At 60.9% G+C, this 20,267-nt stretch carries 20 protein-coding genes; 10 read left to right on the forward strand and 10 right to left on the reverse strand.

The annotated features are described in order from the left end of the window. Positions 1-87 precede the first annotated feature (87 nt). From AD664_RS01775 to rplU, 5 genes are all read right to left on the reverse strand, one after another. Positions 88-552, reverse strand: coding sequence for a CreA family protein (locus AD664_RS01775; RefSeq protein WP_053144021.1), 465 nt, complete (start codon positions 550-552; stop codon positions 88-90). Between the two features lie 9 nt (positions 553-561). Next, positions 562-1,680, reverse strand: coding sequence for a glutamate 5-kinase (gene proB, locus AD664_RS01780; protein WP_053144047.1), 1,119 nt, complete (start codon positions 1,678-1,680; stop codon positions 562-564). Positions 1,681-1,909: 229 nt separating this feature from the next. Then, positions 1,910-3,133 carry an Obg family GTPase CgtA gene (cgtA, locus tag AD664_RS01785; RefSeq protein WP_042730793.1) on the reverse strand — a complete coding sequence of 408 codons (1,224 nt, stop codon included), beginning with the start codon at positions 3,131-3,133 and terminating at the stop codon, positions 1,910-1,912. Positions 3,134-3,323: 190 nt separating this feature from the next. Further along, complete coding sequence (gene rpmA, locus AD664_RS01790) at positions 3,324-3,581, reverse strand: 50S ribosomal protein L27 (RefSeq protein ID WP_003205738.1); 258 nt, start codon at positions 3,579-3,581, stop codon at positions 3,324-3,326. 35 nt (positions 3,582-3,616) lie between these two features. Then, positions 3,617-3,931, reverse strand: a complete 315-nt coding sequence (gene rplU / locus AD664_RS01795; RefSeq protein ID WP_003176051.1) for a 50S ribosomal protein L21 — start codon at positions 3,929-3,931, stop codon at positions 3,617-3,619. 239 nt (positions 3,932-4,170) lie between these two features. Between rplU and AD664_RS01800 the strand changes: the two genes are divergently transcribed. The 3 genes from AD664_RS01800 to AD664_RS01810 all read left to right on the forward strand — a co-directional run bounded on the left by AD664_RS01800 (position 4,171) and on the right by AD664_RS01810 (position 6,158). After that, on the forward strand, positions 4,171-5,139 hold the full coding sequence (locus AD664_RS01800; protein ID WP_053144023.1) for a polyprenyl synthetase family protein: 969 nt from the start codon (positions 4,171-4,173) through the stop codon (positions 5,137-5,139). A gap of 215 nt (positions 5,140-5,354) precedes the next feature. Then, on the forward strand, positions 5,355-5,696 hold the full coding sequence (locus tag AD664_RS01805; RefSeq protein WP_042731941.1) for a zinc ribbon domain-containing protein YjdM: 342 nt from the start codon (positions 5,355-5,357) through the stop codon (positions 5,694-5,696). 204 nt (positions 5,697-5,900) lie between these two features. Further along, entirely contained in the window at positions 5,901-6,158 is a 258-nt protein-coding gene (locus tag AD664_RS01810) for a hypothetical protein (RefSeq protein WP_053144024.1), read from the forward strand. 134 nt (positions 6,159-6,292) lie between these two features. Here AD664_RS01810 and AD664_RS01815 read toward each other — a convergent pair whose 3' ends face one another. From AD664_RS01815 to AD664_RS01830, 4 genes are all read right to left on the reverse strand, one after another. Continuing rightward, positions 6,293-6,910 (reverse strand): FKBP-type peptidyl-prolyl cis-trans isomerase, encoded by a 618-nt coding sequence (locus tag AD664_RS01815; protein WP_042731943.1) that lies wholly within the window; start codon positions 6,908-6,910, stop codon positions 6,293-6,295. 203 nt (positions 6,911-7,113) lie between these two features. Further along, positions 7,114-7,602 carry a TIGR00645 family protein gene (locus AD664_RS01820; RefSeq protein WP_042731944.1) on the reverse strand — a complete coding sequence of 163 codons (489 nt, stop codon included), beginning with the start codon at positions 7,600-7,602 and terminating at the stop codon, positions 7,114-7,116. Positions 7,603-7,720: 118 nt separating this feature from the next. Further along, on the reverse strand, positions 7,721-8,062 hold the full coding sequence (locus tag AD664_RS01825; protein ID WP_053144026.1) for a hypothetical protein: 342 nt from the start codon (positions 8,060-8,062) through the stop codon (positions 7,721-7,723). 313 nt (positions 8,063-8,375) lie between these two features. After that, positions 8,376-10,814, reverse strand: a complete 2,439-nt coding sequence (locus tag AD664_RS01830) for a Lon protease family protein (RefSeq protein WP_042731946.1) — start codon at positions 10,812-10,814, stop codon at positions 8,376-8,378. A 287-nt stretch (positions 10,815-11,101) separates the two neighbouring features. Here AD664_RS01830 and AD664_RS01835 point away from each other — a divergent pair, with 287 nt between their 5' ends. The 7 genes from AD664_RS01835 (at position 11,102) to lanM (ending at position 18,383) form a co-directional block, all read left to right on the forward strand. Continuing rightward, on the forward strand, positions 11,102-11,590 hold the full coding sequence (locus tag AD664_RS01835) for a DUF3015 domain-containing protein (RefSeq protein ID WP_053144028.1): 489 nt from the start codon (positions 11,102-11,104) through the stop codon (positions 11,588-11,590). Positions 11,591-11,678: 88 nt separating this feature from the next. Continuing rightward, on the forward strand, positions 11,679-13,532 hold the full coding sequence (locus tag AD664_RS01840) for a DUF4105 domain-containing protein (protein ID WP_053144030.1): 1,854 nt from the start codon (positions 11,679-11,681) through the stop codon (positions 13,530-13,532). A 139-nt stretch (positions 13,533-13,671) separates the two neighbouring features. Then, positions 13,672-14,028 carry a hypothetical protein gene (locus AD664_RS01845; RefSeq protein WP_042732730.1) on the forward strand — a complete coding sequence of 119 codons (357 nt, stop codon included), beginning with the start codon at positions 13,672-13,674 and terminating at the stop codon, positions 14,026-14,028. A 70-nt stretch (positions 14,029-14,098) separates the two neighbouring features. Next, positions 14,099-14,590, forward strand: a complete 492-nt coding sequence (locus AD664_RS01850; RefSeq protein ID WP_053144032.1) for a GreA/GreB family elongation factor — start codon at positions 14,099-14,101, stop codon at positions 14,588-14,590. 181 nt (positions 14,591-14,771) lie between these two features. Continuing rightward, entirely contained in the window at positions 14,772-14,915 is a 144-nt protein-coding gene (locus AD664_RS27605; RefSeq protein ID WP_172679684.1) for a hypothetical protein, read from the forward strand. A gap of 159 nt (positions 14,916-15,074) precedes the next feature. Next, the gene (locus tag AD664_RS27610) at positions 15,075-15,233 is read left to right on the forward strand and encodes a hypothetical protein (protein WP_172679685.1); all 159 of its coding nucleotides are present in this window, start codon (positions 15,075-15,077) and stop codon (positions 15,231-15,233) included. Between the two features lie 198 nt (positions 15,234-15,431). Continuing rightward, on the forward strand, positions 15,432-18,383 hold the full coding sequence (gene lanM, locus AD664_RS01855) for a type 2 lanthipeptide synthetase LanM (RefSeq protein ID WP_256206983.1): 2,952 nt from the start codon (positions 15,432-15,434) through the stop codon (positions 18,381-18,383). Between the two features lie 69 nt (positions 18,384-18,452). Here the strand turns inward: lanM and ettA are convergent, their stop codons facing one another. After that, positions 18,453-20,117, reverse strand: a complete 1,665-nt coding sequence (gene ettA / locus AD664_RS01860; protein ID WP_042730725.1) for an energy-dependent translational throttle protein EttA — start codon at positions 20,115-20,117, stop codon at positions 18,453-18,455. Positions 20,118-20,267 lie beyond the last annotated feature (150 nt).

Consider the following 20,267-nt stretch of genomic DNA (forward strand, 5'->3'; position numbering starts at 1 on the left):
CAAGCTTTTTGGGGCCGCTATGCAGCCCAGCGGGAGCAAGCTCCCTCGCCACGACAAGCGATAAACCCAGGGGGAGCCATTTGTCGATTATTGCGCGCGAGCCCACGGCAGGATCGGGATCGCCGTCACCGCATTCTGCGGGCTGCCCTCGATCACGCGATCGCTGTAGACCAGATACACCAGCGTGTTGCGCTTCTTGTCGAGGAAACGCACCACCTGCATGGTCTTGAACACCAACGAAGTACGCTCCCTGAACACCTCATCGCCATCCTTGAGCTCGCCCTTGAAGCTGATCGGCCCCACCTGGCGACAAGCAATGGAAGCCTCTGCACGGTCTTCGGCCAGGCCCAGACCACCTTTCACGCCGCCGGTCTTGGCCCGCGACAGGTAGCAGGTCACGCCTTCGACCTTGGGATCGTCGAACGCCTCGACCACGATCCGGTCGTTCGGCCCGACAAACTTGAACACGGTGGACACCTGGCCGATCTCCTCGGCCGAAGCCAACAGCGGCACCGCCAGCAGCAAGCCGATCAATCCTTTTGCCAAACCCATGATTTTTCCTTAGACGAGGATCAGGTTGTCACGGTGAACCAGCTCAGGCTCCGCCATGTACCCCAACAGACCAACGATTGCATCGGACGACTGGCCGATGATTTTCTGTGCTTCCAGCGCACTGTAGTTGGCCAGGCCACGGGCGATCTCGCGACCGTCCGGCGCCACGCACACGACCATTTCGCCACGCCGGAAACTGCCTTGGACCAGCTTCACACCCACTGGCAGCAAGCTTTTGTTGCCCTGGGACAGCGCCGCGACGGCGCCCGCGTCCAGCACCAGGGTGCCACGGGTCTGCAGGTGCCCGGCCAGCCACTGCTTGCGCGCCGCCAGCATGCCGCGCTCAGGGGAAAGCAAGGTGCCGATACGCTCGCCGGCTTTCAGGCGATCCAGCACCCGCTCCAGCCGCCCACCAACGATGATGGTATGAGCCCCCGAACGCGCCGCCAGCCGCGCGGCACGCAGCTTGGTCTGCATGCCACCACGCCCCAGCGCGCCCCCCGCACCACCCGCCACCGCATCCAGCGCCGGATCATCGGCCCGGGCCTCGTAGATCAGCTTGGCATCGGGATTGTTGCGCGGGTCGGCATCGAACATGCCGTCACGGTCGGTGAGGATCACCAGCAGGTCCGCCTCCACCAGGTTCGCCACCAGCGCGGCCAAGGTGTCGTTGTCGCCGAAACGGATCTCGTCGGTGACCACTGTGTCGTTCTCGTTGATCACCGGGATGACCTTCAACTCCACCAGCGCGCGCAAGGTGCTGCGGGCATTGAGGTAGCGCTTGCGGTCCGACAGGTCGTCATGGGTCAGCAGGATCTGCGCCGTGTGGCGACCGTGCTCGGCAAAGCTCGACTCCCAAGCCTGCACCAGGCCCATCTGGCCGATGGCGGCAGCGGCTTGCAATTCGTGCATCGCACTGGGTCGCGACGTCCAGCCCAAACGGCTCATGCCGGCCGCCACGGCACCGGAAGAAACCAACACCAGTTCGACGCCAGCCTCATGCAGGGCCACCATCTGCTCGACCCACACCGCCATGGCCTGGCGATCCAGCCCCTTGCCATCCGCCGTCAGCAGTGCGCTGCCGATCTTCACGACCCAGCGCTGCGCACCCGTCACCTTGCTCCGCATCATCTTCAACCTTTGCCAGCGGACGGCGCGACCCAGCGCCGCCCATGGGATTATTCGTATTTGCGTTTTACAGATACCAAAACGCCGCTCGAATGAGCGGCGCCTAGGAAACCGGCTTGCCGGCGATGATAACACCGCACTGAAACACTTGAACCTGCGGGAGCGAGCAAGTTCGCCCCCACAGGACTCCTGCAGGCCCTGGTTTCAGTTGAGTGATATCAGCACAAGATCAGTCGCGAACGTAGATGATTTCCGGACCGTCTTCGTCATCCACATCTTCCTCATCCCAATCGTCGTCACCGATGTCATGGACCGACTTGACACCACTGCGACGCAGGGCACGCTGGTCATCCAGGGCCTGCAACTGGGCACGAGCTTCGTCTTCGATACGCTGGTCGAGCTCGGCCAGCTCTTCCTTATAGGCTGGGTCGTTGGCCAGGCGATCGGCGCGATCTTCCAGGTAACGCATGATGTCGTGGCACAGGCGCTCGGTGCCTTCTTTGGCAATGGCCGAGATCACGTAGACCGGACCTTCCCACTCCAGGCGCTCGACGATTTCCTTGACCCGCTCTTCATGCTCTTCTTCGAGGATCTGGTCGCACTTGTTCAGCACCAGCCAACGATCACGCTCAGCCAGGGCCGGGCTGAACTTGGTCAGCTCGCTGACAATGACTTCGGCCGCATCGGCGGCACTGGTTTCATCCAGCGGCGCCATGTCCACGAGGTGCAGCAGCAGACGGGTACGAGACAAGTGCTTAAGGAAGCGAATGCCCAGGCCAGCGCCATCGGAAGCCCCTTCGATCAGGCCCGGAATGTCCGCGACCACGAAGCTTTTCCAGCGATCGACACTGACCACGCCCAGGTTCGGCACCAGGGTGGTGAACGGGTAGTCGGCGACTTTCGGCTTGGCTGCCGACACGGAGCGAATGAAGGTACTTTTGCCAGCGTTCGGCAGGCCCAGCAGACCCACATCGGCCAACACCTTCATTTCCAGCTTCAAGTCACGCTGCTCGCCCGGCTTGCCTGGCGTGGTCTGACGCGGCGCACGGTTGGTACTGGATTTGAAACGCGTGTTCCCCAGGCCGTGCCAGCCACCATGAGCCACCAGCAGTCGCTGGCCCGGCTTGGTCAGGTCGCCGATCACTTCCTGGGTCGCGGAGTCGATCACCGTGGTGCCGACCGGCACGCGCAGGATCAGGTCCTCGCCCTTTTTGCCGGTGCAGTCGGTGCTGCCGCCGTTGGAGCCACGCTCGGCATCGAAGTGCCGGGTGTAGCGGTAGTCCACCAGGGTGTTGAGGTTTTCGTCGGCGAGCATGAAGATCGAGCCGCCGTCGCCGCCGTCACCACCGTTCGGGCCGCCGTTTTCAATGAATTTTTCCCGACGGAAACTCATGCAGCCATTGCCGCCGTCGCCGGCCTTTACTCGAATCGATACTTCATCAACAAACTTCATGACACACGCCTCTCGCCATACGGACGAGCCGAAAAAAACAAGACATAAGACTCTTGCAAAAATGCACGCTGCGACCCGATCAAGCGCCCGATTGCGGCGCCGCCAGCCCACACAAACAGCTTTGCAAGAGACTCACCCCACAAACGAAAAAGCCCCGTCGCAAGACAGGGCTTCTCCAGCGGTCTCGCAATTAAGCTGCGATAACGCTTACGTAACGACGACCGAAGGCGCCTTTTACTTCAAACTTGATCACGCCTTCGACTTTAGCGAAGAGGGTGTGATCTTTACCCATGCCCACGCCGTAGCCAGCGTGGAATTGGGTGCCGCGCTGACGCACGATGATGTTGCCTGCTTTGATAGCCTGGCCGCCATACATCTTCACGCCAAGGCGTTTGGCTTCTGAGTCGCGACCGTTACGGGTACTACCACCAGCTTTTTTGTGTGCCATGAGTTCAATTCTCCTAGTGAGGAATTAGGCTGAAATTAAGCCTGAATACCGGTGATTTTGATCTCGGTGTACCACTGGCGGTGGCCCATACGCTTCATGTGGTGCTTACGACGACGGAACTTGATGATGCGGACTTTATCGTGACGACCTTGGGAGATCACTTCAGCCACAACGGTGGCGCCAGCAACAACTGGAGCACCGATATTCACGTCATCGCCATTGGCGACCAACAGAACGCGATCAAAAGTCACGGATTCGCCGGTGGCGATTTCCAGTTTTTCGATCTTCAGGTATTCACCTGGGGCGACCTTGTATTGCTTGCCACCAGTAACGATTACTGCATACGACATGGTATTTCTCCGATAATCCTGCTCACCCAGCGCTTTATAAGAAGAGGTATTGGCTGGCATGGCTGCATGGGCTGGAAGGCCCCGATGCAATTGCGTAAGGCAGGTGCTGCCCAGGAAGTTCAGGGTGCGCGATTGTACGCAAGCTGTTCGAGGCTTGCAAGTAGCCGTCCATCGCGCCTTGACACCCGCGGATGTGGGTCCTAGCATGCCGCGCAACCCTTCTGGAGCACCTGTCGCTGATGCAACCCCAAGCTTTCTACCGCGCGGTGGCGGACGATTTTAGCGCCGTCGACGGCATCATCAAGAAGCAGCTGACTTCCCGAGTGCCTCTGGTATCGAAAATCGGCGATTACATCACTTCAGCCGGTGGCAAGCGCCTGCGTCCTTTATTGGTGCTTTTGTGTGGCAAGGCCCTGGGCCGCGAAGGCGACGATATGCGCCTGCTGGCCGCCACCATCGAATTCCTGCACACCGCCACGCTGCTGCATGACGACGTGGTCGACATGTCCGGCATGCGCCGCGGCCGCTCGACAGCCAACGCCATGTGGGGCAACGCCCCCAGTGTGCTGGTAGGCGACTTCCTGTACTCGCGCTCGTTCGAAATGATGGTCGAACTGGGTTCGATGCCGGTGATGAAGATCCTGTCCCAGGCCACGCGCATCATCGCCGAAGGCGAAGTGCTGCAACTGTCCAAGGTACGCGACGCCAGTACCACGGAAGAAACCTACATGGAGGTCATCCGCGGCAAGACCGCGATGCTCTTCGAGGCCTCGACCCACAGTGCTGCCGCCCTGGCGGGTGCCAGTGCCGAACAGAGCGAAGCGCTGCGTACCTTTGGCGACCACCTGGGCGTGGCTTTCCAGTTGGTGGACGACCTGCTGGACTACAAGGGCGACGCCGAAACCCTGGGCAAGAACGTCGGTGACGATCTCGCCGAGGGCAAGCCGACCCTGCCACTGATCTACACCATGCGCGAAGGCACGCCCGAACAGGCGGCGCTGGTGCGCCAGGCGATCCAGAAAGGCGGAATCGAAGACCTGGAAAGCATTCGCGCCGCAGTCGAAGCCTCCGGCTCGCTGGACTACACCGCGAAACTGGCCCGTGACTACGTCGCCCGCGCGATCAAGTGCCTCGACGCCCTGCCCCCCAGCGAATACCGCGATGCGCTGGTAGAACTGAGCGAATTTGCGGTGGCGCGTACTCACTGATCACATAGATCGCAATGAGTTTTTGTGGCGAGGGAGCTTGCTCCCGCTCGGTCGGTCCGACGCCTCGGGCGCAGCGACCGCAAGCGCCATATGGGGCTGCTCCGCAGCCCAGCGGGAGCAAGCTCCCTCGCCACAAAAAACCTCACATCGCCCTTCCAGCCGCAAAACCCTATACAATGTGCGCCCTTTTGTTCTCCTGATACCAAGGAACCCTAGTGAGCACGTTGCCTCCCTGCCCGAAATGCAATTCCGAATACACCTACGAAGACGGCACCCAACTGGTCTGCCCGGAGTGTGCCCACGAATGGTCCGCCAGCGGCGAGGTCGAGACGGCCTCCGACACCACGGTGAAAAAGGATTCGGTCGGCAATGTCCTGCAGGACGGCGACACCATCACCGTGATCAAGGACCTCAAGGTCAAGGGCACCTCGCTGGTGGTCAAGGTCGGCACCAAGGTCAAGAACATCCGCCTGTGTGAAGGCGACCATGACATCGACTGCAAGATCGACGGCATCGGCCCAATGAAACTCAAATCCGAGTTCGTCAGAAAAGTCTGAACCTGCTGTACGCCATCCCGCGCCCGCCGTGGGATGGTGCCCCCACCTCCCCGATCCCACCCCGCCTTTGCACGTACCAGCCCATTGCCAGCTGTCCGCAGCGACGGCCGGACGTCGTCAGAAAACGAATCGGAACACCAATAGAGACTTGCTATTTAGCGAATAAGAATTATTCTCATCGAACCCATCAAGGAGATGAGAACCATGACTTATTTGATCGACGCCTGGCTGGATCGCCCACACCCCTACCTCAGGATCCTGCATCGGGAAACCGGAGAAGTCTGCGCAGTGCTTGAGGAAGAAGCCTTGAGCGAGCTGCAGGACCAGGGGGACCTGGACCTCAACAGCCTCAATTCCAGCGAGCCGCTGGTGCTCAAGGAGCTGGTACGCAACCTGTTTCTGTTCTGCTACGCCAGGGCATTGCGCCCCGCTGGCGAATTCAATGGCAGGTTTCACGGGTGAAGCACCTGACCCTGTGGGAGCGAGCTTGCTCGCGATAGCGGCATGTCAGTAACGAAAATGTCGACTGACTGTCCGCTTTCGCGAGCAAGCTCGCTCCCACAGTTTTTTGTCCGGCTGTAAAACCGGGCAGGGTCTTACAGGACGTCCAGCAACTCGACGTCGAACACCAGTACGCTGTGCGGCGGGATGCTGCCAACGCCTTGAGCGCCGTAAGCCAGTTCGCTCGGCACGTACAGGCGCCATTTGCTGCCGGCGTTCATCAGTTGCAACGCTTCGGTCCAGCCTGGGATCACGCCGCCGACCGGGAATTCGGCAGGCTGGCCACGATCGTAGGAGCTGTCGAACACGGTGCCGTCGATCAGGGTGCCGTGGTAGTGGGTACGCACCTGGTCCTCACGGGTCGGCTTGGCGCCTTCGCCCTGGGTCAGCACTTCGAATTGCAGGCCCGAGGCCAGGGTGGTGATGCCTTCGCGCTTGGCGTTTTCGGCCAGGAATGCACGCCCTTCGCCCGCCGCGGCTTCAGCCTTGGCAGCCGCTTCGGCTTGCATGATTTCGCGGATGACCTTGAAGCTGGCGGACATCTCTTCCTGGCCCACACGGCTTGGCTTGCCGGCGAAGGCGTCGGTCAGGCCGGCCAGGATCGCGTCCAGGCTGACGCCCGGTGGTGGGTTGTCGCGCAGTTGGTCGCCCAACTGACGGCCAATGCCGTAGCTGACGCGGGTTTCGTCGGTGGACAGGTTAACTTCGGACATGGTGCTGCTCCGCTGTGCGGACGGCCCGGGAATGGCCATGGATGACACGGCGCTTCCCGGAGCGCCCGGAACCAAAAGGGCGAGCAGACTAGCACAGATGCCGGGGCGGATGACCAACACCCGCGCCAAAGCACGCCGCCAGAAACGACAACGCCCACCGGTTTCTCAACTGGTGGGCGTTGCGCCAGCACGCGGGACGCGCCTCAGTGCTTGGTCAGTTTATCCAGGTAACCCATGGCAAACGCCGAGACCACGAAGGTCATGTGGATGATCACGTACCACATCAGATGTTCGGGATCGACGTTCTTGGCGTCCATGAAGATGCGCAGCAGGTGGATGGAGGAAATCGCCACGATCGAGGCGGCCACTTTCATCTTCAGCGAGGAAGAGTCCATGGTGCCGAGCCAGTTGAGCTTTTCCTTGTCGGAGTCGATGTCCAGTTGCGAGACGAAGTTCTCATAGCCGGAAATCATCACCATCACCAGCAGCCCGCCCACCAGCGCCATGTCGATCAGCGACAGCAACACCAGGATCAGGTCGGACTCGGCCATGGAAAACACGTTGGGGATAACGTGGAAGACTTCCTGGAAGAATTTCAGTGCCAGAGCCAGCAAGCCCAGGGACAGCCCGAAGTAGATCGGCGCCAGCAACCAACGGGAGGCGTACATTGCATTTTCGATAAAGCGTTCCATTGAGTCTCACACCAGGGCTGAAAAATCGCGGCGAGTATATCAGCCACGAGCGGCCCTACAAACGCCAGGCCCATCCCTGGACCCGGCGCAACGGCCAAGAGCTGCGTGGTGGAAACGCTCAATGCAGCGGGCGATACTCGAAGCCGCCCACGTTGCGGCACCGCCCGCCATTGATCTCCCGCAGTTGGGCCTGCATATGCAGGCACCAGATCTGTGGGTCGTTGGCCAGTTCATAGCCGTGCAACGTCAGGCTCTGGACGATGGTATCGAGGATGGTTTCGGCGGCGTTCGAGCCGGCAAACGGGCCCTGGGCCTTGATGGCGGAAGGTTGTTCACCGGCCATTCCGGCGGCAAAGAGCAAGGTCCACATACCGGTATCTCCCGCCAGCGGTCGGATGGCGCATTCGATACGGGTCACAAGGCCCAGGCATTGACGAGTGAGACAAAGGTTGCGCGACATGGCGGCGCCCCTCGGTAGATCCGGTATTCAGTCCCAGGAGGGGGCTGTTTCGATCCAATGATGGCTCTCGTTATCCTTGAGCTGAGGATAGAGGAAAAGTTCCGGGCACAACGGGTTTCGAGACCAGAATACGCCGAGCGGTCACAGTGTGAATATTGACGCCAAAGCGGTGGCATTTCTAACAGCAAATCACTGCAAAACCTATTGTGGGAGCGGGCTTGCTCGCGAAAGCAATGTGTCAGCTGACGACTATGCCAGCTGGTAAACCGCTTTCGCGAGCAAGCCCGCTCCCACAGGGCAATTGCCGCTCAGATCAAACCGGCTTGGCCTCCGCCAGGGCCTGCTGGGCCAACTCCTTTTCCGCCTCCTTGATGTCGTCTTCGCTGATCATTTCGGCAATGACCCGCAGGCGCTCCACCACCCGAGCGTTGACGCTGCCCTCCGGAAACTCGCCGTTCTCATCGGGCTCACCGGCCGGCTCACCCACCAGCAGGCTCAACGCCTCGTCGGCCTGGCGGACCGCATAGACGTGGAATTGCCCGGCGCGCACGGCGGCCAGCACCCGCTCATCGAGCATCAGCGTCGCGACGTTGGCCTGGGGAATGATCGCCCCCTGCTCGCCCGTCAGCCCACGGGCTTCGCAGAGGCGGAAGAAGCCTTCGATCTTCTCGTTGACCCCGCCCACCGCTTGCACTTCGCCAAACTGGTTGATCGAACCGGTGATGGCGAAGCATTGCTTCAACGGCGTCTTCGACAGGGCCGAAATCAGCGTGCACGCCTCACCCAGCGAGGCGCTGTCGCCGTCCACGTAACCGTAGGACTGCTCCAGGGCGATACTGGCCGAGATCGCCAGCGGGAATTCCTGGGCATAACGGCTGCCCAGGTAACCGGTGAGGATCATCACGCCCTTGGAGTGGATCGGTTGGCCGAGGTTGACCTCGCGCTCGATGTCAACGATGCCACTGCCACCCGGGTACACCGTGGCGGAGATTCGTGCCGGCACGCCAAACGCCGAATCACCGACCTCCAACACCGTCAGCCCGTTGCACTTGCCCACGGCGGCGCCGTCGGTGTCGATCAGGATGATCCCCGCCAGCATGTCGTCGAGGATCCGCGCCGAGACGCGCCCGGTGCGGGTGGCCTTGGCTTTCAGTGCGCGTTCGATATGGCCGGCATCGGTCATTTCGTCACCGGCCAGCTGGCGAATGAAATCCGCTTCGCTGACCAGTTGGAACAGGTCGCCGATACGCGCCGACAGACGCCCCTGGTGCTCGGCCAGGCGAGCGCTGTAGGTCGCCAGGCGAGCCACCGCATCGGCGGTCAACGGCGCCATGCCCTCCTCCGAGGTGCGGGTCTTGAGCAACTGGGCGAACTGCTCCAGGCTCTCGTCGCCCATCGGGATGTCTTCGTCGAAGTCCACCAGCACGCGAAACATTTCCTGGAAGTCCGAATCCAGATCCTGCAAGGCGTAGTAGAGCTGGCGGGCGCCAATGATCACGACCTTGACCTGCAACGGGATGTGCTGCGGCGTCAGGGTCACCGTGGCCAGTCGGCCCAGCTCACCCAACGGCGATTCCATTTTCAGCTTGCGCGACTGCAGGGCACGCTTGAGCGCATCCCACACGAACGGTTCGCCGAGCATTTTTTCCGCTTCGAGGATCAGGAAACCACCGTTGGCCCGGTGCAGGGCCCCCGGACGCAGCTGCCGGTACGTGGTGTAGAGCGCGCCTTGGTCGGTGCTGTATTCAATACGGCCGAAGAGGTTGTCGTAGGTCGGGTGCGGCTCGAACACCACCGGCGCACCGCCGCTGGACGGATGCCCCACCACCAAGCTCGGGGCGTATTGTTCCTCCAGCAGCTTGCGGGCAACGGCGTCGGTCTTGCTGTCATCCACCAGTTGCTCGACCACTGTGCGCAGCAGGTTGACCTGCATGGCTTGCAGATAACCGCAGACGGCGGCGTTCTCGGCGTACTTTTCCGACAACGGCGCCAACAGCGGTTGCAGGGCCAGGGTGATGGTTTCCTCGTTGAGTTGGCGCAACTGGTTGTTGGACTCGCGCTTCCACTGCGGCAGGCTGGCGAGCTCTTCGTTCAGGCGCTCTTCCAGGCTGGAGATATCCTCGTGGAAACGCTCGCGCTCGGCTTCCGGCAACTGGGCGAATTCCGCCTCGTCCAGGGCCTTGCCCTCGCTCATCGGCGTGAAGGCAATGTTGCTGCTGTCGCGGTACAGCGCGACGTCCTTTTCCAGCGCCAGGCGCTCGATCACATCGAGGGCGCGGTCGTAGCGCTGGTTGAAGGCGCGATCGATGGCGCTCTTCTTCTGTTGGTAGGACGGGTGCTCGAACACCGCGGGAAAGGTCGCCAGCAGGTTGTCGATCAGGCCGTTGATGTCGGCGATGAAGGCGCCGGCGGTGCCCGACGGCAGCTCCAGTGCACGGGGTTCGCGAGGCTCATCGAAATTGTTGACGTAGACCCAGTCCGCCGGGGTCTGCATGCGCTTGCCCTCGGCCTTGAGGTAGCGCTTGACGAACGAGAACCGACCGGTGCCGGGCTCGCCCATGACGAATACGTTGTAACCGGGGCGCGGCATGGCCACGCCGAACTGCAAGGCTTCGACCGCACGTTCCTGGCCGAGCACACCGCGGAAGGGCTCCAGATCATTGGTGGTAGAGAAGCTGAACTGTTCAGCGGAAAACGGACGGGTCAGCGCTTCAGGCGCTAGACGCAAGCTGGCAGCAACAGGATCAGGCATCGGGCTTCCTTACATCAGGCGGGGCAGATAGCGGCATTCTGGCGCTGCCCGTGCCTGACTGGCAAGGAGCGCCTCAGGCCAAAGCATAGTCGAGCGAGCGTCCCGGCCCGGGCTCGGTCCATTCACGACCCCACGGATTGTTTTTGCAAAATGTCACGGAACCCCAGGATCGTGCCTAAACTCCAAATTGCGCGGCTGGAACAATAACCGGCCCACTGGCACGCGTGGTTGAAGCCACAAAGGCGCCAGACCCTGTCCATTGGTATGCACATAAAGAGAACATAGCTATGAAACGGATTCTTCTCGGTACTCTCTTCACCGCTGTATCCATCAACGCCATGGCTCAGGCGCCAGGCGGCCCGGATTGCGGTTGGGGCAACATGCTGTTCGAAGGTCAGCGTGGCACTCCGGCCCACTTCCTGGCATCCACCACCAACGGCACCTCCGGTAACGCCACCTTCGGCATGACCTCCGGCACCAACGGTTGCTCGACCAACGCGGCACTGACCTATGGTGGCAAGTCCTGGCTGGCCATGAATGGCATGATGAACGAGCTGTCCGAAGACATGGCCAAGGGTCAGGGCGAAGCGCTGACCACCTACGCCGTGGTGCTGGGCGTGGCGCCGGAAGATCGCGCACACTTCTCAGCCGTCACCCACGAGCACTTCCAGCAAATCTTCAGCAAGGCTGACGTGACTGCCGAAGACGTGCATACCAATACCCTGGCCATCCTGAAGAACGATCCACGCCTGGCCAAATACGCCACTCAAGCTTAAGCTCGACACCACTCGCTCCTCTCGGGGAGCGGGTTTTCTTTCTGGGGCCCCTTGCGCTCTTTTTTTTCGACTTTCCAAGAAGCCGACTATGCTCAAACGCCTTGCCTGGCTGGCGCTCTGTGTGTGCGCCCCGCTGTCCGCAGCGCCTCATGTCGACCCTCAACGTTTGCAGCAACTGGCCAATGACCGCTTCTGGATTTCCCTGGGCCACTACGAGACCGCCAAGCTCGGTGGCTGGCGCAGCTACATCAGCGACAAGAAATTCTTCCTTGCGCCCGATGGCAATCAACACCCCGACCGTGAACTGACCGCCACGCTGCAAGCCTTGTATGACCCGGCCAGTGCCGGCCAGCAGCACGCCCAATGCGTGTACCCGGCGCGCACGCGCTGGCTCAAGGCGCAGCTCAAGCTGACGGACCTGCCCGCCGTCGACTGCAGCGAATTCAACCAATGGTTCAAGGACGTCTCGCCCCACAGCGCGGTGATGATTTTCCCGGCGGCGTACCTCAACAGCCCGTCCTCGATGTTCGGCCATACCCTGCTGCGCATCGACCAGGCCGACGTGCAAAGCGACAAGACCGCCCTGCTCAGCTATGCGATCAATTTCGGCGCCTACATCGAAGGCTCGGACAACAGCATCCTTTACGCCTGGAAGGGCTTGATGGGGGGCTATCCCGGCCTGTTCGCCCTGGTGCCTTACCAGGAAAAACTTTCCGAGTACCGAAGCCTGGAGAACCGCGACCTGTGGGAGTATCGCCTCAACCTGAGCCAGGTCGAAACCGAGCGCATGGTCGAACACGTCTGGGAACTCAAGCAGAACCAGTTCGACTACTTTTTCTTCGACGAAAACTGCTCCTATCGCCTGCTTGAACTGTTGCAGGTGGCGCGCCCCAGCCTGCGCCTGACCGAACAGTTCCCGCTGACCGCCATCCCCACCGACACCGTCAAGGCGGTGAAGGAAGCCGGCCTGGTGGAAAGCATCCAGTACCGACCGTCCCGGGAGCGGGAACTGCTCAGCCGTGCCGAGCCGCTCAGCGATGACGAACAACAATGGGTGCTGAAGGTCAGCGCCGACCAGCAACAACTGCAAGCCGACGCCTTCAAGGCGCTGCCACGGGACCGCCAGGCGCTGATCGTCGATGCGGCCTACCGCCTGGAGCGCTACCGCGCCAACGGTCAGGAGCGCGACCCACAGCGCTCCCAGCGCAGCTTCGAATTGTTGCGGGCGATCAACCAGAACCCGGCGCCGGAACTCGACATCCCGCAGCCGGGCCTGCCCGAGGACGGCCATGAATCCCGCACATGGCAGGCCGGCCTCGGCACCCGGGGCGACCGGGCGTTCGGCGAGTATGGCTTGCGCATGGCCTATCACGACCTCAACGACAACGCCGAGAGCTTCCCGCTGGGGGCCCAGATTGAAATCCTGCAACTCAAACTGCGCCAGTACGAAGGTAATGACTGGCAGGTGCAACAACTCGACCTGGCGACGATTCGCTCGCTGACGCCGCGCAATGAGTTGTTGCAGCCATGGTCCTGGCAGGTTACCGGCGGCCTGGAGCGAGTGCCGGGCAAGCACGACGATGAAACCCTGGTCAGCCACGTCAACGGCGGCGCGGGCGGGACCTGGGCATTGGGCGAAGATGTGCTGGGGTTCGCCCTGGGCACGGTGCGGGTCGAGCACAACAACGACTTCGCCGAGTTCATCGCCCCGGCCGGCGGCTTCAACAGCGGCGTGCTGTGGAAAAACCCGCTGGGCAACCTGAGCCTGGAAGCCAAGGGCGACTACTTCGTCAACGGCGAAGTGCGCCGCAGCCTGAGCGTGAACCAGCAATGGGAATTGTCCCGCAACCTCGGCCTGCGCCTGAGTGCCCAACGTGAATTCAGCCACCTCGCCTCGCCGGAGAACGAAGTGCTGCTCGAGGTGAAGTGGTACCACTACTGACGCCAACGGCCATCCATCGAGCCCCCCCCGCCAGGGGGTTCGTCACCTGTCCAACGGATTGCTCACAACGCTTTCACATCGGCCTGACGAATCCGCTTCTAGACTTCATGTACAGGTGAATCCGGCAGGAAGGCAGAAAATGAGGCGGGCGGTGGTGGTATTGGCGGTGCTGATGTTGCTTGGCGGTTGCGAGACCACTCACGAGGACCTCATTGCCCGAGGTTTCCCACCGGCCTTCGCCGACGGCTACGACGACGGTTGCAGCAGCGGCCGGCAAGCCGCCGGCGTGATTACCGGTCAGTTCCGCAAAGATGTGCCGCGCTATCTGAAGGATCCCCGCTACGCCGAAGGCTGGAGCGACGGGTTCCGGCAGTGCCAGGCCATGCGCGAAAGCGAAGAGCGCGATGCCTATCGCGAACGCCACTGGGACGAGCGAGAACGCGCCTGGCAACAGGAAAAGGATCGGGACGCCGGCCGGGCTTATCGCTCGCAGTGAGTCGCGCTCAGACATTCGTCGAAACCAAAAGCCTGCGACCATGGCCCAAACTCCAACAGAGGAGAACACCATGAGTCGCGCTTTCGTCAACGAAGACAACGCCGCCGCCCAGGCCGACCAGCCAGTCGAACGCCAGGTCAGCGCACAACCGAACTATGTCACGCCCAGCGGGCTCGCCGAGTTGCAGGCGCGGGTCGCACAGTTGCAGGCGTTGCACAGCCAGCAGACAGCCCGCGGCGATCTGTCCGACAAGCAGCGGATCGCGGACATCGAGCGTGACCTGCGCTATTTCAACCTGCGCCTGCAAAGCGCCCAGGTGGTGGCGCCGACGTCATCGGATCAGGTCCGGATCGGACACTGGGTGACCTTCGCCGACGAACTGGACCAGCAGCAAAGGGTGCAACTGGTGGGCGAGGACCAGGCCGACGCGGCCAGCGGCCTGATCAACTGGGGATCACCACTGGGCCGGGCGTTGCTGGGAGCGAAGTTGGGGGATGAGGTGGTCTGGCAACGCCCGATGGGCGATCTTTGCATTGAAGTGATTGCAATCGAACTGCCCTGAAGCGGCGCGCGACGGCATCTTGCTATTGGGCTAACTCACAACTAACAACCATTCGCTTAGTTGCCTGTAGCGATAGCTAACTGCAACATGAGGTTATAACCGCAAGTTTGCGCTTATCGAAGTCCATGCTACTGTTTTTCCCGCGCCGAAACCGGCGCGAACAAAAACAAGGAGATGCATGATGAGCGAACACATTTTGACAGTGTCCGGTGACTTCGACGGCGACTTCAATGCCTACCAACAGGTAAACCACCTCGGCATCGAATCGGTGGCGCGGACCATTGTCGAGTGTGGCACTGTGCATTGCACCGCCATCTTGTGCTGAATCCTGTTCTTTGAAGTCAACCGCACCGCGGGCACTTCGACACTCCCTAACCCTACCCCTTAATAAGTTCATGACATCCCACCGTTCGGATGCGCTGTCTGGCACCCGATCGACCGTGGGTCACTGTATTGAATTGATCAACCTGATGAGGAACACATCATGAGCGAACAGATCCTGAACATGTCCGGCGATTTCTACCTCGAGTTCGACGCCTATCAAGCGCCGGCCAGCAACATCGCCGCAATCCTGGCGACGACGATGGAATGCAACACGTTCGGCACCTGCACCAACCTCGAATGCTCGACACTCGGGTGCTGATCCACTCGACTGACCATCGCAACAGGCAACACCGATAAACATGGAGCAGGCACCGCCTGCTCCATCCATGCCAGGAGCCCAGGCATGCTTGTTAACGCTTTGAAGTGGGATCAGCGAGGACAGTACACAGGCGCTTCCACACTCGACATCGCCCTGTTCGAAAACAACCTGACTCGCCTGCACGCCGATGACCAGGCTTTGCTGGATCACTTTGGTCTGGGCCGGGAACAACTGCTGAAACACGTCAGCGCCCCCAACCACCAACACCGCCTGCCCCCCAGCAGCGAATCATGCCTGCAAAGTTTGGAACAGAAGCTGGCCCACCTCGACAGCCTTCCTGTCAAAACAAATACAACTAAAAAAGGCAACTTTCAGGGCTTCGGCCAACGATTTTTTCTTTATTTCATCGACACGTTCAAGGCCGACAAGCGTTACTCTCAAGTTTCACCGCACATTAACGAGCCGGCCTTGCTCGCAAGCCTCGAACAGTATGTTCTGGCCCGGGTGAGTCGCACTTCAGAACAAAGTCTTGTGCATTATTTGAATACGCGAATTGCGCAAGGTGAAAACATTGACCTGGGCACCTTCAATGAACAACTGCGCACGTCGCCACTGCGGTCACTCTTCGAGTGCTACCCGGTGCTGGCAACGCTGCTGTTCGATCAATTGGAAGACACCCTCAACTATCTTTATGCGGTCATTCTCCATTTCGCAGCCGACCTCGCATTATTGGAGGCCGCGTTTTCAATCGCGGCTCGGCAAATCAGCGCGATTGAACTGGGCCTCGGTGACCCTCACGGTCGCGGCGAAACAGTCTGTCTGGTCACCGTTGGCAGCGTTTCACTGATCTACAAACCTCGGGCAAGCCGGGAAGCGCTTTTCTACAACCGCTTGCTTGAACACCTGCAGGAGTGGACCGGCGCGGACTGCTTTTCTGTGCGCGGACCAAGGATTCTCAGCCGCCCGCGGCACAGCTGGATAGAAAAAATCGACAACCTGCCCTGCGAACAGGCAGCGGATGTCGAGTTGTTCTACAAGAGAATGGGCGCCCAGATCGCTGTCATTCATGCCTTGAACGGCATCGACTTTCATTACGAGAACATCATTGCCTGCGGCAGCAGCCCGGTCATGATCGACCTCGAATGCCTGTTCACGGCGTCCACCAGCGACTTGCTGACGGAGTTGCCCGCGGGCTGCGCACTGTCCAGCAGTTTCAAGGTGATCCAGCAATCCATCTGTTCCAGCGGCTTCGTGCCCTTTTCGCAAAAGTCCAATAACGACCAGAGCGGGCTGACCCGCCAGGCCCTGTTCATTTCCACCCGTCGCGCCCTGGTTTCCGAGGGTGGGTTCTACCACCTGCGCAAAATCGAATTCGAACATCAGTTGGCGCAGAAGCACCTGCCCCTGCTGCGAGGCGAGCGCATAGGGCCGCAAGCCTATAAGACCGCGCTGTTCAAAGGCTTCGAATACGCTTATGGCGCACTGATGGTTCATCGGCACGCGATCATGGAGATGCTCGAACAATCCGCCGGCGAACTGACCACCCGGGTATTGCTCAAAAATTCGCAGCGCTACGCCGACTTTATCGGGCTGATCCGCCACCCACGCTTCATGCAGAACATGCTCGACCGAGAACTGCTGCTTGCAACCCTGTGGAAAGATCTAAAAGAACCCTATCGGGAAAAAGGCATTGCCCGCTATGAAATAGCCGACCTGCAAAGGTCCAGCATTCCGTGTTTCACCATGGCGCTGAACGCCCACTGTTTTACGAGCGCACAAGGTGAAACCGTCGAGATGGCAACCCTGGAGCCTCCATTAAAAAGTTGCCTGCAAAAAATCAGTCACCTGTCCCGTGAGGACTGGGCCCTGCAACGCACACTCCTGGACATCTGCCTGTTCCCAGAGCCACCCTCACCGGAAACGCGAACACCCATACTCCCTGGAAAAGAACCGCCAGCAGAGCGACTCGACGCGGTCCTGGCCATCAGCGCCCGCCTCGATGAACTTGCCGTGAGGGGCACGGCAACCGACGTCCGCTGGCTGTCTTTCCATACTCATCCCGCGAGCCTGCGCAAATACCCGTCGCCGATGGACCACGGGTTGTACTCGGGTATCGCCGGGATCGGCCTGTTTTACCTGGCCGCGTTCAAAGTCGGTGGCCAGTCGCACTGGCTGTCGCGCATGGATCGGATCCTGGACACCCTGGACCAGCACTTCGGCTTTTTCCGAACCGACCTGACTGTCAGCGCTTATCACGGTCTGGGGGCCTACCTTTACTTGCTCATCAATCGCCGCCGGATCACCGCGGATGCCCGCCATGATGAAAAGATTGCCGGCTTGCTTACCCAACTGATCGAAATCCCCCCTGAGCACTACGATTTCGACTTCCTGGCAGGCTGTTGTGGCGCGGTGACGCTCCTGGCCAATCTCCATGAGTCGTCGGCACAGAACGAGGTACTGCCGGCCCTCCAGCGGATGGTCGACTACCTACGGGAGCAGGTCCTGATCGAAGAGGGTCGGCTTCTACGGCGCGATGATCGCTCCGTCATCCTGACGGGCTTGTCCCACGGTCTCTCGGGCGTCATCCATGCCCTGTGCAAGGCCTATGACGTGACCGGGGATGCGACGCTGGTGCCTTTGGCCATCCAGGTGCTCGAAGGTGAGAACCGCTTGAGCCGGGACGGTTTCTGGCTGGACCTGAGGAACCTCGGACCAGTGGACCATACGTCCAAGTGGTGCCATGGCGACGGCGGTGTGCTCATTGCCAGGCGACAGCTGCTGCAATCGATGGGGGATGTGCTGGACGCGGCGACCCGACAGACCGTGCTCGACGACATACAGCGATGCGAGCGCAATCTCTGGGAGCACGGGCTGGGTGAGGGTTACAACCTGTGTCACGGCGATTTCGGCAATCTGTTGTGCCTGCATGACCTGTATCGGCATTCAGGCAACGCCGATGGCATGAACAGGGTCAGGACAGCCCTAGACGAGGCCGCCCGGCAATTTTTTGCAGGACCTTGGCTGGACAACGACAGGGTGCCCGACGTCAGCCTGCTGACGGGCATCACCGGTGTGGGCTATGCCTTGCTGTACGAGATGGACCCGACGATTCCCAACATTCTCACGCTCGATTTTGCGCCACAGGCCTAGCGCCTGAACCCGTGGCGAGGGAGCACGCTCCCTCGCCACGGGTTCAGCGACCTTGCGGTCGCACGCCCCTCAAGCCAGCTTCTTGTGCCGTACACGGTGCGGCTGGGCAGCGGCCTCGCCGAGGCGTTTCTTGCGATCGGCTTCGTACTCGGTGTAGTTGCCTTCGAAGAACACTGCCTGGGAGTCGTCTTCGTACGCCAGGATGTGAGTTGCCACGCGGTCAAGGAACCACCGATCGTGGGAGATCACAATGGCGGCGCCCGGGAAGTCCAGCAGGGCTTCTTCCAGGGAACGCAAGGTTTCGACGTCGAGGTCGTTGGACGGTTCGTCGAGCAGCAGGACGTTGCCACCCTCCTTCAGCGTCAGCGCCAGGTGCAAGCGGCCGCGCTCACCGCCGGACAGGTCCTTGACGAACTTCTGCTGGTCGCCGCCCTTGAAGTTGAAACGCCCCACGTAGGTGCGCGACGGGATTTCGTAGTTGCCGATGCGGATCTGGTCGGAGCCGTCGGAAATCTGCTGGAACACGGTCTTGCTGCCGTCCAGGTCTTCGCGGCTCTGGTCGACGCAGGCCAGTTGCACGGTTTCGCCGATCTCGATGCTGCCCGAGTCCGGTGTTTCCTTGCCCATCAGCATGCGGAACAGCGTGGATTTACCCGCGCCGTTACCACCGATGACACCGACGATAGCGCCCTTGGGCATGGAGAACGACAGATTGTCGATCAGCACACGGTCGCCATAGCCTTTGGTGACGTTCTTGAACTCGATGACCTTGTCGCCCAGGCGTGGACCGGCCGGGATGTAGATCTCGTTGGTTTCGCTGCGCTTCTGGAATTCCTGCGACTGCATTTCCTCGAAGCGTTGCAGGCGAGCCTTGGATTTGGACTGGCGGGCCTTGGCGCCTTTGCGCACCCACTCCAGTTCTTCCTTCATGGCCTTTTCATGGGCCGACTGCTGCTTGGATTCCTGGGCAAGACGCTCGGACTTGGCTTCCAGCCAGCCCGAATAGTTGCCTTCGTACGGGATGCCGGCGCCACGGTCGAGTTCCAGGATCCAGCCGGCGACGTTGTCGAGGAAGTAACGGTCGTGCGTGATCGCTACCACGGTGCCCGGGAAATCGTGCAGGAAGTGTTCGAGCCAGGCGACGGAATCGGCGTCCAGGTGGTTGGTCGGTTCGTCGAGCAGCAGCATGTCCGGGGCGGACAGCAGCAGTCGGCACAGGGCCACGCGGCGTTTTTCACCACCAGACAGGTGCTCGACCTTCGCGTCCCAGGCCGGCAGGCGCAGCGCATCGGCGGCCACTTCCAGCTGACGCTCCAGGTTATGGCCGTCGCTGGCTTGCAGGATGGCTTCGAGCTTGGCCTGTTCGGCGGCCAGCTTGTCAAAATCGGCATCGGGATCGGCGTAGGCGGCATAGACCTCGTCCAGGCGTGCCTGGGCGTCCTTGATCACGCTGACCGCTTCCTCGACCACTTCGCGAACGGTCTTGGTCGGATCGAGCTGCGGTTCCTGCGGCAGGTAGCCGATGTTCAGGTCCGGCATCGGACGGGCTTCGCCGTCGAACTCATTATCGACACCGGCCATGATTTTCAGCAGCGTGGATTTGCCCGAGCCGTTGAGGCCCAGCACACCGATCTTGGCGCCGGGGAAGAACGACAGCGAAATGTTTTTCAGGATTTCCCGCTTCGGCGGAACAACTTTGCTCAGCCGATGCATGGTGAAGACGTATTGAGCCATGGTGAACCTAGCGTCAGTGACAGGTGAAAAGAACGAGCCAGGCCATGCACGGCGCCGGCGCTTGAAGGGGATCAAGGCCAGGGGGCCGATAGCGCCTGGGAATGTGGAGCTGGAACGCTCTTGTTTGACCGGCAAAGCTACCTCAACCGT

The organism is Pseudomonas sp. P97.38 (assembly GCF_001269745.1).
Lineage (GTDB): Bacteria > Pseudomonadota > Gammaproteobacteria > Pseudomonadales > Pseudomonadaceae > Aquipseudomonas > Aquipseudomonas chlororaphis_E.